The sequence below is a fragment of the Streptococcus mitis genome (genome assembly GCF_000722695.1).
GTDB lineage: Bacteria > Bacillota > Bacilli > Lactobacillales > Streptococcaceae > Streptococcus > Streptococcus mitis_O.
The window spans coordinates 15,711-33,117 of record NZ_JPFU01000012.1; the positions used below are offsets into that span (position 1 = coordinate 15,711).

Below are 17,407 nucleotides of genomic sequence, written 5' to 3' on the forward strand. Positions count from 1 at the left end.
TTCCACCCCCTAATCTACTGCAAGAAAATTGTAAATATCACTCTTGCGGTAATAAACTTTCTTACTACTTTCAAATGGTGAACGGAGCGGTTTCAAACCTTCTTTTTCCCAATTATTTAACGTAGTTCCACTAATACCAAGTTTTTTGAGTAAGTCAGGCCTAGAAATCAAGTCCCAGTTGTCATCACGTTGCTTTTCCAGTTCCATCCTTTTAGCCAAGTGATCTCCCACTTTCTCCAGTAATTCAAGCTCTGCTTCTCTTGATAACAGTTGCATATTACACCCCTTTCTAATTATGAATCTTACCCGCAAGCTGGATATAACGCCCATAGCAAGGGTTTAAATCATCGCTAGGTGTTTCTATCGTCTGTTGATTTTCTCGCTCAAATTGGGCGCTCTTTTTGCGATCTCGGTGGTTTAGATAAAGCAGTAAGCCAATCAGTACCACCATAGAGATTACCGCCTGTGTATTGGTCAAATCTAATTCATTCATGTCATGCCCTCGCTTTGTAATTCTTGATATAGTCCACTTGATCAGTTCGCTCCATCTTCAAAAACTCATCTACCTCTTTGGGTGTTACCTTTCTATCTAAAAAATCAGTGATGAACTGAAAGAGGTTCGGATTTCTATCCTTGATTTCAGCAATTGCTTCATCAAATTCTGCTTGTGTCATGTTGTCTAGGTCTAGTGTCATTTTAATAGCCCTCTTTTCTCTAAATCATCAATTACTAAATCCCGTAAATATGTCCATGTTGAAGCGGTCTTGTGAATGATACCATTGCTTAGATTATTCTCTTTTACAACTTGGTCTAAGAAATTGAATAGCAACCAGTCAGGGGCTTTACCGTATCTGTTTACGCATTCATCGTCATATTTTTTTAATTCTCCAAGTAAGTTCTCAACATTCGCATTGAAAAACTCTTTATGGCTCACTTCTTGCTTCTTGTACGCTTCAGATAATTTATAAAACTTTACCCATAGCTGACTGATTACTGAATTACAATCTTCAGCAATTTCCGTTGCTCCAATATGATTCTTAGACTTATGCCACTCTGATAAAATTTCCAGTTTTTCCTCAATGAGTTGCAACTCATTTCCAAAATCTTTTAAAAATGTGTCCATGTTTATTACCTCTGTTTCTATGTTGTGTAATTGCCCTAAGGGCTTTTTAATGCCTTTTACTATCCAGGATATCCTCACACTCAAAGTTGGGCGATGGCGAGTGTGGGGATTTTGAATGGTTGTTTCTTATACAGTTTTTCTTGTAATGAAGTTCCTCACGCTCAGAAGTTTGCCGACCGAGAGCGTGGGGCTTTTTGAGTTGTTTCTTATAACGCTAATCCTCACGCTCAGAGTCGCCAAATTGAAAGCGTGAGAAAGTACCAGTTTTAAGAGTTGGCGCTCTATGCTTTTCAAAACCTTTTCTAATTGCTTGCCTACCATTAGTTGTTATTGATTGAATAGTTGATTTTTGTTATAATCAAGGTATAGAAAAAATATCTATATTCTTGATCCAGTCGCTTGCTTCAGTCGCCAAACGTTCAGCAAGTGACTTTTTTTGTTGTCAATCCCCAGTGGTAAAGCACCACATGAGAAACTTGTAAATGTAAAGTAGTATTGCGATTGGGTCGCTCCTTTCTAATAATCTTCAGCAAGCCACTGCATGGCCTTTTGATAAATGCTAGGCTTTACTTCGCCACCGTCTCGGATTTTTCGATAGGTAACTTGTGTAACTCCGATTTCTTCGCCTGCTTGCTTTGCAGTTAATTTCTTATCTGCTTGCTTTCGGCGGATTGCTTTTGCTTGTGTTGAGGTAATAAGCAATGAAGTTCCTCCTTTCTACAGTTATCATAATTGATAACTTTTATCTAGATTGTAACATCATAAATGATACTTGTCAAGCAACAAATGATATTTATTGTTATCTTTTTTGATATTTTTTTATTTTATGATATAATCACAATGAGGTAATAATATTTATGAAAAATCGTATTAAACTACTTAGACAAGAACAAGGGAAAACACAAAAAGAATTGGCCGATGAAATAGGTGTAAAAAAGCTAACAATATCTAGATGGGAAAACGCTGAGGATGTTTCCCTTAAGCAAGATAAAGCCCAGCTACTAGCAGATATATTCGGAGTTAGTGTTAGTTATCTGTTAGGGTATAGCGAGTATAGAGATAGCCAAGAAGCAAACTTTCATCTCAACAAAATCAATCCTGATGATCCATATAATTTAGTTAGAGCTAGGATATGCTCTATCCTTGGTGATGACTTAATGGAAGAACTTGAAAGGCAATATGTGACTGGTTATGATGATCCTGATTACTCTAATCTTATTTCATTCTTATCTGCAGTAAATCAGCTTTCATATACTGATGAAGAAGAGTTATTACTAAATTATGGAATACTCCCTAAGGAAGATAAAAAGATAATAAAGAATCTGGTTTCTGATATGGCTGAAAAAGTAAAAATAGCCAATAAAAAAGAACCTTGGGAAAAAGGATTCTAAACCAATGAACCACAATATCCAACAATCATGAATCCCCCCCTTTTTCCACTATCTAAAGTGCAAAAACAGGGGAAATTGAAGAATAGAAAGCCAATTTTACAGACTAAAGCGCAAAAATGAGCTAAATTGCAAAATAGAAATCCGATTTGAACCAACAAAACTAATATCTAAAAGATATAATTCATTAACTTTAAACAAAACGAAGTAAAGAAAAATCAATTATTTTGAACAAAAGTGTTGACTAACATTTAAAATTATCATACAATGAAGGTACTTAAGAGAATAGCGCCCGATAATTCTCAGTGAAACGGGATAGCGAAAAAAGCGCCTTCTATGTATTTAGGAGGTGCCTTTTTTTGTCCAAACCATTCAAGACTATACAAGAACAAATAGAGTTATTACATAAACGGGGGCTTGTAATATCTGACTATTCCAAAACAAAAAAGTACCTACTAACAAATAACTACTACAGTATTATCAATGGTTACAGTAAATATTTTACTGATCAACACAACAATTATATACAAGGTGCTAATTTCTCGGAAATTACTTATACATACTTTTATGATAAGGAAATCAAATACACCTTCCTAAAAGCTATCTTAGAAGCTGAGAAACACATAAAATCTATATTAGCTTATGTTTTTTCCGAGGCTTACCCTACTACTCCTTATTTTTACTTAGATTACCAAAACTACGACTACAAGAAAAACAAGAGGACTGTCCCTTTTGTGATTCGTCAAATCGTAAAAATCATTGATAAACATAAATCAAGCCGAAAAAGCAATAGCATACAACACTATTTCAATAAACATAACGACGTCCCTTTCTGGGTAATCGTGGATTACTTGACTTTTGGAGATATACTCGCAATTTTAAAGAGTTTGCCACTCTCCCTACAAGATAGAATTACAAAGAAGTCTTACAGTTTTATTAGTGAACACTGCACTATTAAGAAAAATTTTACTAGGGATATGCTGATTTCCTTTGTTGAAAACCTAGCAGAAACTAGAAATGTTTGCGCTCACGATAACCGCTTATATGGTTTCAAGTGTAGAAATAGTTTGAAATACTATCCTGATTTACACGACAAACACAATATAAAGAATACAGACGCAAAAAGTAGTCCTTATCATACCATGATTGCGTTACAATGTTTCCTAAGCGCTAATGAGTATGCTAAACTACATAATACTCTTCTATCACGATTTAAAGACTTCTCTAAACATTTACATACACTCTCTATTGATTTCTTTTTAAACGAACTAGGCTTCCCTCCTAATTGGCAACAATCAAATAAACTCGTTCATTAAACAATCCCATATAAGCCCATATACGCCTTGTTTCCTATTACGGTACAATTTTACCGTCCGACTGCTTAAAATCGAAAATAAGGGGCTACGAGAAGCCCCTCGCATGGTATAACTTCAAAATCTTTTCTAATTGCTTGCCTGCTGATGGAAAAGGAGTAAACCATGAATATTACAGAATACAAAAAGAAAAACGGAACTATCGTATACCGAGCAAGCGTGTATCTTGGAGTTGATAAACTTACTGGAAAGAAGGCTAGAACTACAGTTACGGCCAAAACAAAAACAGGCGTTAAAATCAAATCTAGAGAGGCCATTAATGCTTTTGCTTCTAACGGGTATACAGTTAAAGATAAGCCAACAATCACAACATACAAAGAACTGGTAAAAGTTTGGTGGGATAGTTACAAGAATACAGTTAAGCCCAATACTCGTCAATCTATGGATGGATTGGTTAGAGTTCATTTATTGCCTCTATTTGGCGATTACAAGCTAGATAAGCTGACCACGCCTATTCTTCAACAGCAAGTGAATAAATGGGCTGACAAGGCCAATAAAGGCGAAAAAGGGGCGTTTGCTAACTACTCCTTACTCCATAACATGAATAAGCGTATTTTGAAGTATGGCGTAGCTATCCAGGTAATACAATACAATCCAGCTAACGATGTCATCGTTCCACGCAAACAGCAAAAAGAAAAGTCTACTGTAAAATACTTAGACAACAAAGAATTAAAACAGTTTCTGAATTATTTAGATACTCTGGATCAATCAAATTATGAAAACCTATTTGATGTTGTCTTGTATAAGACTTTATTGGCCACTGGTTGCCGTATTAGTGAGGCGCTGGCTCTTGAATGGGCTGATATTGACCTAGAAAACTGTGTTATCAGTATCAATAAGACACTAAACCGCTATCAAGAAATAAACTCACCTAAATCAAACGCTGGTTATCGTGATATACCAATAGACAAAGCCACCTTGCTTTTACTAAAACAATACAAGAATCGTCAACAAATTCAGTCTTGGAAATTAGGTCGATCTGAAACAGTTGTATTCTCTGTATTTACGGAGAAATATGCTTATGCTTGTAACTTACGCAAACGCCTAAATAAGCATTTTGATGCTGCTGGAGTAACTAACGTATCATTTCATGGTTTCCGCCATACACATACTACTATGATGTTGTACGCTCAGACTAGCCCTAAAGATGTCCAATATAGATTGGGACACTCTAACTTATTAGTGACTGAAAATGTTTACTGGCATACAAACCAAGAGAATGCAAAAAAAGCTGTCTCAAATTATGAAACAGCCATCAATAATTTATAAAGGGTGTCACGTTTAGTGACTACCCTCTTACTATACCTAAAATCAGTTAAGGGTAACTAAAAGGGTAGTAAAAACAAAAAAGCACTAAGGGAAAGCGCCCCAAAGTGCTTATTTCAAAGGCTTTATAGCCCCTCATCTCATAAAGAGATTATTTTTTCAAGTTGTAGAATGATTTCAATCCACGGTATTCTGCTACTTCACCAAGTTGGTCTTCGATGCGAAGCAATTGGTTGTATTTAGCGATACGGTCTGTACGTGAAAGTGAACCAGTCTTGATTTGTCCTGCGTTAGTTGCAACTGCGATGTCAGCGATTGTTGAATCTTCAGTTTCACCTGAACGGTGTGATACAACTGCAGTGTAACCAGCTTCTTTAGCCATTTCGATAGCTTCAAAAGTTTCAGTAAGAGTACCGATTTGGTTAACTTTGATAAGGATTGAGTTAGCAGCACCTTCTTGGATACCACGTGCAAGGTAGTCAGTGTTTGTTACGAAGAAGTCGTCACCAACAAGTTGTACTTTCTTACCAAGACGTTCAGTAAGAGCTTTCCAACCATCCCAGTCGTTTTCATCCATACCATCTTCAATAGTGATGATTGGGTATTTGTTAACCAATTCTTCAAGGTAGTCGATTTGTTCTGCAGATGTACGAACAGCAGCGCCTTCACCTTCAAATTTAGTGTAGTCGTAAACTTTACGTTCTTTATCGTAGAATTCTGATGAAGCACAGTCAAATCCGATAAATACATCTTTACCTGGAACATATCCAGCAGCTTCAATCGCAGCAAGGATAGTTTCAACACCGTCTTCAGTTCCTTCGAAACGAGGAGCGAATCCACCTTCGTCACCTACGGCAGTTTCCAAACCACGTGATTTAAGGATTTTCTTAAGAGCGTGGAAGATTTCAGCACCGTAACGAAGAGCTTCTTTAAATGTTGGAGCACCAACTGGCAAGATCATGAACTCTTGGAAAGCGATTGGAGCATCTGAGTGAGAACCACCGTTGATGATGTTCATCATTGGAGTTGGAAGAACTTTAGTGTTGAATCCACCAAGATAGCTGTAAAGTGGGATTTCAAGGTAGTCAGCAGCAGCACGAGCTACAGCGATAGACACACCAAGGATTGCGTTTGCACCCAATTTACCTTTGTTAGGAGTACCGTCAAGAGCGATCATAGCACGGTCGATAGCTTGTTGATCACGTACATCGTAGCCGATGATAGCTTCAGCAATGATGTTGTTTACGTTGTCAACAGCTTTTTGTGTACCAAGACCACCGTAACGAGATTTGTCACCGTCGCGAAGTTCAACTGCTTCGTGTTCACCAGTAGAAGCTCCTGATGGAACCATACCACGTCCGAAAGCACCTGATTCAGTGTAAACTTCTACTTCAAGTGTTGGGTTACCGCGTGAGTCTAGGACTTCGCGAGCGTAAACATCAGTAATAATTGACATTTTTTACTCTCCTTATGAGTTAAATTTTTTACACCTCTATAATACCTTAAAACCCCTCCTTTTTCAAGAAAAAACGTTATCTTTGTGCAAATTTTCCTTAACTTTATAAAGTAATCGCTTTCTTTTGTCTGTTTTATTCTAACTTTTATGATATACTGTTTTCATGACAGATTTATCAAAACAATTACTTGAAAAAGCTCATGGTGGGCCAAAATTAAATCCAGATGAACAAAGACGCTACCTTGGTACTTTTGAGGAAAGAGTTCTTGGATATGCAGATATTGATACGGCAAATAGCCCTCAATTAGAAAAAGGATTTTTATCTATCTTAGAAAACCTTCAAGAAAAGGCTGAGCCTCTATTTGTTAAGATTTCCCCAACTATCGAATTTGACAAGCAAGTTTTCTACTTAAAAGAAGCAAAAGAAACTAATAGCCAAGCCACAATAGTATCTGAAGAACACACTTCTTCTCCTTTCGGCCTGGTTATTCATACTAATGCACCAGTGCAAGTAGAAGAAAAGGATCTTCGACTTGCTTTTCCAAATCTTTGGGAAGTTAAAAAGGAAGAACCAGCCAAAACATCCATCTGGAAGAAATGGTTTGGCTAAATCTTACTCAGACTTAATAAACGCCCAATATTGGCAGCCGTGTGCTCCAGATAGACACTGGCATTGTTCAAACTATCTTCTAGTGGTTCACTTTTCTCCAAAATAGAAAAGGCAGCTTGGATATTTTCAAATGGTAGGGAAGGTAAATCTTCAGCGAGACTACCACAAATAGCAATAACAGGAACTCCGACAGGGGTTCTTTTTGCTACGCCTATAGGCGCTTTCCCTGCTAAACTTTGACGATCTAGCCTTCCTTCTCCAACAATAAGCAAGTCAGCATCTACAACTTTCTTATCAAAGTCAATCAAGTCCAGACAGGTGTCAATTCCAGATACGATATTTGCCTGAGTAAAGGCACACAAACCGCCAGCAATGCCTCCACCAGCTCCTGCTCCTTTAATTTCCAATGTTGCAGGGGAGACTTTTTCATAAAAATCTTGTATTGCCTGATCTACGGTCTCAAACATAGTGGGATTTAGGCCTTTTTGCTTGCCAAAAGTGTAGGTCGCACCTTGATGACCACATAAGGGACTCACGACATCTGCTAAAATACGAATTTGAACATTTTCAGGAATTTCATAGCGATTTTCTGTTGAAACAGAAGCTAAGTTTAGTAAGGATTGACCGCATGCAGGCAAGACATTTCCATCCTTATCATAAAATTGATAACCCAATCCAGCAGCGATCCCAATTCCTCCGTCATTACTGGCCGTGCCACCAACGCCAATATAGATATCTTTCATCCCTTTAGCAATGAGATGACGAATCAATTCTCCAATACCACGAGTTTGGATTTGCAGTGGATTTCGTTCCTCTAACGGAATCTTTCCAAGGCCAACTAAATCAGCAACTTCAAATAGCGCCAGTTCCCCTTTTTGAAAATAGCGCATGGCTTCTTTTTGTCCAAAAGGTCCTGTCACTTTGATCCATTTTTCTTCCATACCAAGAGAATGTCGAATAGCATCTACAGTACCTTCTCCCCCATCACCAACAGGGCAGAGGAGACATTCTACATCTGCTATCGATTGTTGGAAGCCTCTTTTAATAGCTTCAGCTATCTGCTCAGCGGTCAAGCTTTCTTTAAATGAATCTGGTGCAATTACAATCTTCATATTTTCCCTCATTCTAAAAAGTCAATCAAAGGAAGAACTTCTAAAAAATCCCTCTTATCAACATGATTTGGTATTTCTTTTTTCAGCACTTCTTTAGCACAAAAAGCAATTCCCAGTCCTGCTGATTTCAACATTAATAAGTCATTAGCCCCATCACCGATTGCAACTGTTCTTTCTTTGGGGAGTTTGAATTCCTTTCTCCATTTTTCCAGAGTTGCTTGTTTGACTTCAGGGCTTATAATTGCTCCAACTAATTTTCCTGTTAAAAAACCTTCTTTGACTTCAAGTTGGTTGGCAGAGAAATAGGTAATCCCTAGAGATTTTGCCAATCTCTCAACTATTGGTGTAAATCCACCAGACACCAGACCAACTAGGATGCCATTCTTTTGGAGAATAGAAACGAATTCCTGGGCATTTGGCGATAGATGAATGGAGTTGAAAACTTTCTCAAAGACCGAATCAGGTAGGCCTTTTAACAAAGCTACTCTCTCTCGTAAACTCGTTTCAAAATTCAACTCTCCTCGCATCGCCTGACTTGTAAGCCGCGAAATTTCCTCCTCACAACCTGCCTCCCTACCCAACAAATCAATCACTTCTTCTAGGATTAAGGTGCCGTCAACATCCATGACACACAAGCCTTTTACTTGAGACATATCTTCTCCTCTCTAAATAGCCTAAAAAGAGTATGGGACAAAAGTCTAACCTTAAATATAAAAAGCGAACAAAACGAGTCATCTGAGACTCAGAATTCTGTCTTGTTCGCTTTTCTATCTAATCTATCGGTTTTAAAAATTTATAATAAAGAATTCCTAAAATCAAAATCTTTTTGTCCCAGACTCTTTTATCTATTAGTTAACTAAGCTTTGGTACAAGTCTAGATATGACTTGCAGGCTGTATCCCATGAAAAATCACACTCCATAGCTTGTTTTTGTAAGTTTCTCCAAACGTCAGGATGGTTTCTATACAAGTCCAATGCTGTTTGGAAAGTCCAATTCAACCAGTAAGGAGATAGATTGTCAAAGCTAAAGCCAGTACCGCTTCCTTCAATCGGATTAAAGGCTTGAACAGTATCTCGCAAGCCACCAACCTCATGAACCAATGGCAAGGTTCCGTAACGCATTGCCATCATTTGAGACAAACCGCATGGTTCAAAACGACTCGGCATGAGGAAGAGGTCACAAGCAGCATAGATTTCTTGAGCTAGTTTGACATCAAAAGTGATATTGGCTGATAGCTTGTCTGGATAGATTTGAGCAAACCATGAGAAAGCCTCTTCAAAGGCTGGATCACCAGTTCCTAAAAGAACAATCTGAACATCATTTTGCAAGATATGGTGTAGACTTTCCACCACGACATCAAAACCTTTTTGACGTGTCAAACGAGAAACAATTCCCACCAGAGGAACGTCAGCTCTAACTGGCAAGCCAACTCGTTCTTGCAATTTTGCCTTATTTCTCGCTTTTCCAGACAAGTCTTCCTGATTAAAATGATAGTCTAAAAGAGCATCCGTCTGAGGATTATACAGATCAGCATCAATCCCATTCACGATACCAGAAACTTTACCAGACTCCATTCGAAGAATCTGATCCAAGTTACATCCGAACTGACTGGTCATAATTTCATGAGCATAGCTAGGCGAAACGGTTGAAACACGGTCAGCATAGAGAATACCTGCCTTCATCCAGTTCAGACAGTTGTTCCAGCGAAGGGTGCCATCAGCGTAACGTTCAAAGCCAACTCCAAACAAATCCCATAACATTCCTTCTGAGAATTGTCCTTGGAATTCCAAATTATGAATGGTTAAAACAGTTTTAATTCCTTGATAAGCTTGAATCCAACGGTATTTTTCCTTTAACAAGAATACTATCATGGCTGTATGGTAATCATGAACATGGAGAAGGTCGGGGATAAAGTCAATTCTTTCCATAGCCTCAATGGCAGCCAGTTGGAAAAAGGCAAAGCGTTCTCCGTCGTCAAAATCACCGTAAACATGGCCACGGAAGAAATAATATTGGTTGTCAATAAAGTAGAAGGTCACACCATTTAGCACTGTTTTCTTAATTCCACAGTACTGTCTGCGCCAACCAACATTCACCTCAAAATGAAGAACATCTTCAATCTGATTTCCAAACTTAGCTTCTACCATGTCATAGTAGGGTAAAATCACTGCCACTTCGTGCCCAGCTTTTACCAGTGATTTGGGAAGAGCGCCAATGACGTCTCCCAAACCACCTGTTTTTGAAAAGGGTGCACCCTCAGCTGCTACAAATAAAATTTTCATGAATGAATATCCTCTGTTACTTTAGTACCTTTCTTAACGACAACTGGATGTTCTGCAGTTCCACGGATCACAACTCCATCTGCAACTTCCACACCCTTGTCCAAGATAGCATATTCTACCTGAGCACCTTCTCCAATAACAACACGAGGGAATAAGATGCTATCTTTAACCAAGCTATCCTTATGGACATGAATATTGCGTGATAGAACAGAATTAGCCACTTGACCTTCAATGATACTACCAGAAGCAAACTGAGATGTACTTACCTTAGATGTATTGGCGTAGTAAGTTGGCTCTTCGTTTTTGACCTTTGTATAAATCTTTTGGTTTGGTGAGAAAAGAGAGTAGAATTTTTGCGATTCAAGCATATCTTTATTAGCTTGGTAATAAGACTCTACAGAGTGAATATTTGCAAGGTAGCCTGTGTACTCGTAGGCAAAAGCCCCTTCTTTGGCAGCTAAATCCCGTAAAACATAACGTAACTTCTCTGGATGTTCTTTTTTAGATTCTTCTTCTAGACGTTCAATCAACCAAGGTGTATCAACGACAAAGATATCTGTGGACATATTGAACATTTCAGCTGTTGACTTGCTATCAAAAAGTTTATGAGAACGGACATGGTCTGTTTCATCCACTTCTAAGATTGCATTTACTTCTGAAATATCTTTCTTAGGAAGTTTCTTATAAACAACTGTAATAGATCCCTTCGTTGTGTTATGAAGGTGGAACACTTGGTTCAAATCAATATTAATCAAAACATCACAGTTGAGTGATACTGTTTGGTTTGAGCCGGAACGTTTCAAATAAGTAAGAAGCTGTTGGTAGTATTCTTTTCCTACTGTGCTACTCTCAACGCGTGTATTGTAAATACCTAGATAATAGTGACTGAGAAGAGTTGATAAGCCCCACTCACGCCCTGAACGGATATGGTCAAAAACAGAACTAATATTATCCTGCTGAAAAATACCAAAAACACTACGAACACCAGCATTGGCAAGACTTGAGAGTGGGAAGTCAATCAAACGATATTTACCGCCAAATGGCAAACTAGCTACTGGACGGTGGTCTGTCAATGTTGACATGTCATGAAAACCAACTGTGTTTCCTAAAATGGCAGAATATTTATCAATCTTCATCTGTTGCTACCCCCACTACTTCATTATATCCTACAACTTGTACTTCTTCTGTTCCATCAATTTCGACACCATCAGAAATAACTGCACCTTCACCAATAATGGCACGTTTGATTTTAGCCCCATGTCCAATGATGGCTCCACTCATGATAACTGAATCAACAACTTCTGCACCTTCACGAACTTGCGCACCTGTTGAAAGAATAGAGTGTTTAACCGTTCCATCAACGAAACATCCGTCTACAACTAATGAGTCTTCCACATGAGCATTTGCCCCAAGGAAGTTTGGTGGTGAAATCAAGTTTCTTGAGTAAATCTTCCATTGACGGTTACGGCTATCCAAGGCATTCTCTGGAGAAATGTACTCCATGTTCGCTTCCCAAAGCGACTCAATAGTACCAACGTCTTTCCAATAACCATTAAATTCGTAGGCATAGACACTTTCACCTGACTCAAGGTAATTTGGAATGACATTTTTACCGAAGTCTGACATATCAACATTGCTCTTTTCAGCAGCGACTAACATATTGCGGAGACGTTGCCAATCAAAAATGTAAATCCCCATAGAGGCTTTGGTAGATTTAGGTTGAGCTGGTTTCTCTTCAAATTCTACAATACGATTGTTAGCATCTGTATTCATGATACCAAAACGGCTAGCTTCTTTAAGAGGGACATCTAAAACTGCTACTGTCAAACTAGCATTATTATCCTTGTGAGATTGGAGCATAGCATCGTAGTCCATTTTGTAGATATGGTCCCCAGACAGAATCAAGACATACTCAGGATTGACACTATCGATATAATCGATATTTTGGTAAATAGCGTGACTAGTTCCTTCAAACCAACGATTTCCTTCACTTGCCGAATAAGGTTGAAGAATAGAGACACCAGAATTAATCCCATCTAGACCCCAACTTGAACCATTCCCAATATGGTTGTTGAGAGCAAGTGGTTGATACTGGGTGATGACTCCAACATTGTTGATGCCTGAGTTGGCACAGTTTGAAAGAGCAAAGTCAATGATACGGTAGCGCCCACCAAATTGCACAGCTGGTTTTGCAATGCTTTGAGTGAGTTTACCGAGACGAGTTCCTTGCCCACCAGCAAGAATCAAAGCTAACATTTCATTCTTCATTTTCTACTCCTTTTTGGTTTTTACTTGTGACAGTTTTATCAGATTTCAAGCGACGCTTGATTTTCCATACACTAGCTCCCATAGCAGGTAAGGTAAAAGTCAAGGTCTGCTCATAATCCTTCCATAGTCCTTCTTGCGTTTGAACAGTTTGATTGTGTTCTTTCCAGACACCTCCCCACTCTTCTAACTCAGTATTCCATACTTCCTGATAAATACCTGCAACAGGAAGTCCGATTGTAAAATCTTTTCGTTCAACAGGTGCCATATTAAAGACACAGACTAACATGTCGCCCTTTTTACCCTTACGGATGAAGGACAGAACACTCTGGTCTCGATTATCCGCATCAATGATTTCAATACCATCATAGCTGGTATCAATTTCCCACAAACAGCGGTGGTCTTTGTAAAACTGGTTTAGCTGAGAAGTGAAATACTTCATCTTAGCATTCATTGGATCTTCTAGATTAGACCATTCCAACTGTTCTTCAGATTTCCATTCTAGGAATTGCCCATATTCACTACCCATGAAGAGCAATTTTTTACCTGGGTGACAAATTTGGTAGGTGTAAAGATTACGCAAGCCTGCGAATTGATTGTAGCGATCTCCCCACATCTTGTGCATCATACTCTTCTTGCCATGAACCACTTCATCGTGCGAGAATGGTAGGAGATAATTCTCCTTGAAGACATACATAAAGCTGAAAGTCACTAGGTTAAAGTCGTATTTACGATAAATCGGATCTTCTTCGTAGAATCGGAGGATATCATTCATCCAACCCATATTCCATTTATAATCAAAGCCAAGACCATCTGAATCCTTGGTGTCAGTAATCTGTGTTGCAGATGAGCTTTCTTCTGCAATCATCATCACATCTGGATGAGCTTGTTTAATGACATCATTCAAGCGTTTTAGGAAATAATATCCCTCGTAGTTGAGATTACCACCATCTTTATTAGGCGTCCATGGTGCATCATCATAGTCAAGATAGAGCATGTTACTCACTGCATCCACGCGAATACCATCTAGATGGTAAAAGTCAATCCAAAACTTAATACTAGAAATCAAGAAAGACTGGACTTCATTCTTTCCAAGGTCAAAATTGAGTGCTCCCCAACCGTAGTTATGAGCCTTATTATGGTCTTGGTATTCAAAAGTCGGTGTTCCATCATAATAGGCCAAGGCATCATCATTGATAGTAAAGTGACCAGGTACCCAGTCTACAATAACGCCTATATTGTTTAAGTGACATTCCTCAACAAAATCTTGAAACTCTTCAGGGCGACCATAGGCATGCTCTAAGGCGAAGTAACCCATAAGCTGATAGCCCCAACTCAAACCTAGAGGATGAGACATCAGGGGCATAAACTCAATGTGAGTATAGTTCATCTCAACCAAGTAAGGAATGAGTTCATCTTTCAATTGAGCAAAACTATAAGGTCTGCCATCAGGATTTCTCTTCCAAGAGCCAGCATGAGCCTCGTAAATATTGACAGGACGCTCTTCAAAGCTCAAGCGTTTTCTACGGGCTAACCAGAGACCATCCTTCCATTTCTTTTCTGGAATATCTGTTAAAATAGCACCAGTCCCAGGTCGTGCCTCATACCGTACAGCCAAAGGGTCAATCTTCATCAGCTGATGACCATTTGCACGTGTGATATGATACTTATAAATTTGGCCTTCTTGAGCAAGACTGGTAAAGACTTCCCAAATTCCAAATTCATTCCGTTCCATCGGAATTTGATTTTCAACCCAATTGGTGAAATCCCCTACCAAGTGAACTGCCTGAGCATTGGGTGCCCAAACTCGGAAAGTATAGCCAGACTCACCATCTTTTTCTTCCCTATGCGCTCCCAGATAATGCTGGAGGTGAAAATTCTCACCTGTCATAAAAGTTTCTAAAGCTTTTTTCTTATCCATACACCCTCCTATCTTTTGTAAGCGTTTTCCATAGTTTTATTATACTATCTTTTTAGATAAGATTCAAGTAAATTACTATATTTGCTAAAAATTCTTTTGAAAGTCTTCAACAAATTCACTGATGTATTCACTTGTAAATCAAGAAATTTTCAGAAACACTTTGAAAACGAATTGTTTTTTAACAATACTATCATAAAGTTCGTTATTTTGCTAACAAAAAAATAATTTTAAGTAAAAAATAAATCAGGAGATGAATTTCCTGATTTTATTGTTTTTAAGAGATAAACTACTGCAAATGAATTTAAATTGTAAAATTCTACAAAACTTTAAAGACGCTGGCGCTAACGCCACCAACCGTGTCTTTATCAGCTAAATGGCTATTGGTCACCAACAGTTCTAGATTTCCAGCATTCTCAAACTGGAAGTCTTGCCCTTTAGCATTAAAGACAACCAATAAGTGCTCTTCCCCATGAATTTCATAAACAATCCAACCACTATGTTCATTTGCTGAATGAACAAAGACATGATGGTAAATTTCTTCATAAGTAGGGTAAGAAAAGGCACTTGTTTCTGTCTTCAAGCGAATCATCTGACGGATAAACTCAATACTGTCTTGATGCTCATTAAGCAAGTCCCAGTTGACTTGATTCACACTGTCAGGAGCATTATAGCTATTCATAGCACGCTCTCTATCATCATGGGTCAACTCACCATTCTCACCAGTCGCAACCAGTTTGGTACGACCAAATTCTTGACCGATTTCCATAAAGGCCATCCCTTGCATAAGCAGATTCATGGCTGTGGCAGTTTCGACCTTACGCATGATTTGCTCGGAACTTTGGTCTGGATGAAGGGTTGCCAACAAATCGTGAAGATTGTAATTGTCATGGGCTTCCACATAGTTAAGCACCTGATTTGGATGTGTATAGGTACCTAATTCACGACTGCCTAGGATTGCTTTGGCTAGAATTGGCTCTGTAGCAGCACCACTGACAAAACCTGACTTGATAGCACCGTAGACTTCTCCCCCTTTAACAGCATCGCGCTGATTGTCATTAAAGAAACCAATATTTGGCATCTGATAGGCATTGTCTTTCTTAGCCTTATCATAAGGGGCAAGACCTGTTCCCATATCCCATCCTTCTCCATAGAGGATAATGTTTGGATCGATTTCATCCAAGCTCTGGCGAATCATCTGCATGGTCTTGACATCATGAATCCCCATCAAGTCAAAACGGAAGCCGTCAATATTGTATTCTTGCACCCAGTATAGAAGAGAATCAATCATATACTTGCGGAACATTTCGTGTTCACTGGCAGTTTCATTTCCAACACCCGTTCCATTCTGGAAGGTACCGTCTGGATTCATACGATAATAGTAATCAGGGACAGTTGTTTGGAAAGGTGCATCAACAACTGAAAAAGTATGGTTATAGACCACGTCCATAATGACACCAATACCCGCATCATGATAGGCTTGAACCATGGTCTTCAAATCACGAATGACCTGAGCTGGATCATCTGGATTAGTAGAAAGGCTCGTTTCTGGTGCGTTATAGTTTTGTGGATCATAACCCCAGTTATAGGTCACATTACCTTCTGAATCATATTCCTTATGACGATCTGCAATTGGTTGCAGTTGCACATAATTATAACCCATACTCTTGATGTAATCAAAGGCTGTCGCTTGTCCATATTGGTTAACCGTTCCAGTCTGAGCAGCACCCAAGAAAGTTCCTCGAAGATGTTCATCCACACCTGAGGTCGGTGATTTGGTCAAATCACGAATGTGCATTTCACAAATAACTGCCTTACATGGATTTGCCAAGCGCCAAGTAGCATCAGAACCGTGCTTAACCTCAAAGTTTTCAATTTGCTTTTCTTCATGACTCAGGATAGCTGAACGTTTGCCATCAGGACTGGTCGCAATGGTGTACGGGTCGCGAGTAAGACTTTGGTGGTGAGGAAATTGGACTTGATACTGATAAGCCTTACCAGTCAAATCTTCCTCAACATCCAAACTCCAGACACCAATAGTATTGTCCTTATGGTTATAAGAGTAGCTATTGCCTCTCTCCATATCAAAAGTCTTCCAAACAGGTGCATCATTAGTAGCTGATTCATAAACGACAACCTGCACTTCTGTCGCTGTTGGAGCCCAAAGGGAAAAATGAGCCTGATTGTCCTCTACACGGCACCCCAATTCTCCTTGGTAACCCCAATGATGATCAAAACTAGCACTGTTAATGGCCTTATCAAAGGCAAAAGGATTTTGATTTTTATAGAAAGGACTGGCAATAGCAGGATTTTCAGAATAATAAATTCTGTCATCTCCTTCCAAAATCCAGACCTCTGTTAAGAGGGGATAGTGATTAAAACGGATAGCATATTCTTTACTGGTTTGACCTGTATGAACCACAAAATTCAAGCTTTCTAAGGCATGAGAACTTGGGTGTTCAAAACTAAATAAAGCTCCAAAATAATCTTCTTTGTAGGTCAGCAAATCAATTCGTTGATCCTGACTTTTTACAAAGGAGCAAGTGTCGTATTCTCCATTCTTGCGATGGTAATGAATGCGCATAGGGTAATTAAACATTTTTTATTTTTCCTT

The 17,407-nt window shown here is 38.7% G+C and carries 17 protein-coding genes; 4 read left to right on the forward strand and 13 right to left on the reverse strand.

Going from position 1 to position 17,407, the window contains the following annotated elements; all coding sequences use genetic code 11:
• Window positions 1-9: 9 nt before the first annotated feature.
• From SK629_RS04070 to SK629_RS04090, 5 genes are all read right to left on the reverse strand, one after another.
• Complete coding sequence (locus SK629_RS04070; protein ID WP_042900700.1) at window positions 10-276, reverse strand: helix-turn-helix transcriptional regulator; 267 nt, start codon at window positions 274-276, stop codon at window positions 10-12.
• Between the two features lie 13 nt (window positions 277-289).
• Window positions 290-493, reverse strand: a complete 204-nt coding sequence (locus tag SK629_RS04075; protein ID WP_042900701.1) for a hypothetical protein — start codon at window positions 491-493, stop codon at window positions 290-292.
• Between the two features lies 1 nt (window position 494).
• The gene (locus SK629_RS04080; RefSeq protein ID WP_042900702.1) at window positions 495-695 is read right to left on the reverse strand and encodes a hypothetical protein; all 201 of its coding nucleotides are present in this window, start codon (window positions 693-695) and stop codon (window positions 495-497) included.
• On the reverse strand, window positions 692-1,123 hold the full coding sequence (locus tag SK629_RS04085) for a hypothetical protein (protein WP_042900703.1): 432 nt from the start codon (window positions 1,121-1,123) through the stop codon (window positions 692-694). Before SK629_RS04085 ends, SK629_RS04080 begins: the two co-directional genes overlap by 4 nt.
• A 516-nt stretch (window positions 1,124-1,639) precedes the next feature.
• Window positions 1,640-1,825, reverse strand: a complete 186-nt coding sequence (locus tag SK629_RS04090; RefSeq protein ID WP_000909283.1) for a hypothetical protein — start codon at window positions 1,823-1,825, stop codon at window positions 1,640-1,642.
• 155 nt (window positions 1,826-1,980) lie between these two features.
• On the opposite strand from SK629_RS04090, the gene SK629_RS04095 reads away from it, so the two are divergent.
• The 3 genes from SK629_RS04095 (at window position 1,981) to SK629_RS04105 (ending at window position 5,153) form a co-directional block, all read left to right on the forward strand.
• Window positions 1,981-2,514: a helix-turn-helix transcriptional regulator gene (locus SK629_RS04095; RefSeq protein ID WP_042900705.1), complete on the forward strand. Its 534-nt coding sequence runs from the start codon at window positions 1,981-1,983 to the stop codon at window positions 2,512-2,514.
• Between the two features lie 356 nt (window positions 2,515-2,870).
• Window positions 2,871-3,827, forward strand: a complete 957-nt coding sequence (locus SK629_RS04100) for an Abi family protein (RefSeq protein WP_042900707.1) — start codon at window positions 2,871-2,873, stop codon at window positions 3,825-3,827.
• Between the two features lie 162 nt (window positions 3,828-3,989).
• The gene (locus SK629_RS04105; RefSeq protein WP_042900708.1) at window positions 3,990-5,153 is read left to right on the forward strand and encodes a tyrosine-type recombinase/integrase; all 1,164 of its coding nucleotides are present in this window, start codon (window positions 3,990-3,992) and stop codon (window positions 5,151-5,153) included.
• 148 nt (window positions 5,154-5,301) lie between these two features.
• Here SK629_RS04105 and eno read toward each other — a convergent pair whose 3' ends face one another.
• On the reverse strand, window positions 5,302-6,606 hold the full coding sequence (eno, locus tag SK629_RS04110; RefSeq protein WP_000022813.1) for a surface-displayed alpha-enolase: 1,305 nt from the start codon (window positions 6,604-6,606) through the stop codon (window positions 5,302-5,304).
• Between the two features lie 163 nt (window positions 6,607-6,769).
• On the opposite strand from eno, the gene SK629_RS04115 reads away from it, so the two are divergent.
• A complete protein-coding gene (locus SK629_RS04115; protein ID WP_042900709.1) occupies window positions 6,770-7,216 on the forward strand; it encodes a YueI family protein in 447 nt (148 codons plus the stop codon).
• Here the strand turns inward: SK629_RS04115 and SK629_RS04120 are convergent.
• The 7 genes from SK629_RS04120 to pulA form a co-directional block, all read right to left on the reverse strand.
• The gene (locus tag SK629_RS04120; protein ID WP_042900710.1) at window positions 7,213-8,328 is read right to left on the reverse strand and encodes a glycerate kinase; all 1,116 of its coding nucleotides are present in this window, start codon (window positions 8,326-8,328) and stop codon (window positions 7,213-7,215) included. The two genes, SK629_RS04115 and SK629_RS04120, sit on opposite strands and share 4 nt — an antisense overlap.
• A gap of 8 nt (window positions 8,329-8,336) precedes the next feature.
• On the reverse strand, window positions 8,337-8,981 hold the full coding sequence (gene serB / locus SK629_RS04125; protein ID WP_042900711.1) for a phosphoserine phosphatase SerB: 645 nt from the start codon (window positions 8,979-8,981) through the stop codon (window positions 8,337-8,339).
• Window positions 8,982-9,176: 195 nt separating this feature from the next.
• Window positions 9,177-10,610, reverse strand: coding sequence for a glycogen synthase GlgA (gene glgA / locus SK629_RS04130; RefSeq protein ID WP_042900712.1), 1,434 nt, complete (start codon window positions 10,608-10,610; stop codon window positions 9,177-9,179).
• Complete coding sequence (gene glgD, locus SK629_RS04135) at window positions 10,607-11,746, reverse strand: glucose-1-phosphate adenylyltransferase subunit GlgD (protein ID WP_042900713.1); 1,140 nt, start codon at window positions 11,744-11,746, stop codon at window positions 10,607-10,609. The genes glgA and glgD overlap by 4 nt, the downstream gene beginning before the upstream one ends.
• Complete coding sequence (locus SK629_RS04140; RefSeq protein ID WP_000787283.1) at window positions 11,736-12,878, reverse strand: glucose-1-phosphate adenylyltransferase; 1,143 nt, start codon at window positions 12,876-12,878, stop codon at window positions 11,736-11,738. Before SK629_RS04140 ends, glgD begins: the two co-directional genes overlap by 11 nt.
• Window positions 12,868-14,796, reverse strand: a complete 1,929-nt coding sequence (gene glgB, locus SK629_RS04145; protein WP_042900714.1) for a 1,4-alpha-glucan branching protein GlgB — start codon at window positions 14,794-14,796, stop codon at window positions 12,868-12,870. The genes SK629_RS04140 and glgB overlap by 11 nt, the downstream gene beginning before the upstream one ends.
• 316 nt (window positions 14,797-15,112) lie before the next feature.
• Entirely contained in the window at window positions 15,113-17,392 is a 2,280-nt protein-coding gene (gene pulA / locus SK629_RS04150) for a type I pullulanase (RefSeq protein WP_042900715.1), read from the reverse strand.
• Window positions 17,393-17,407: the final 15 nt, after the last annotated feature.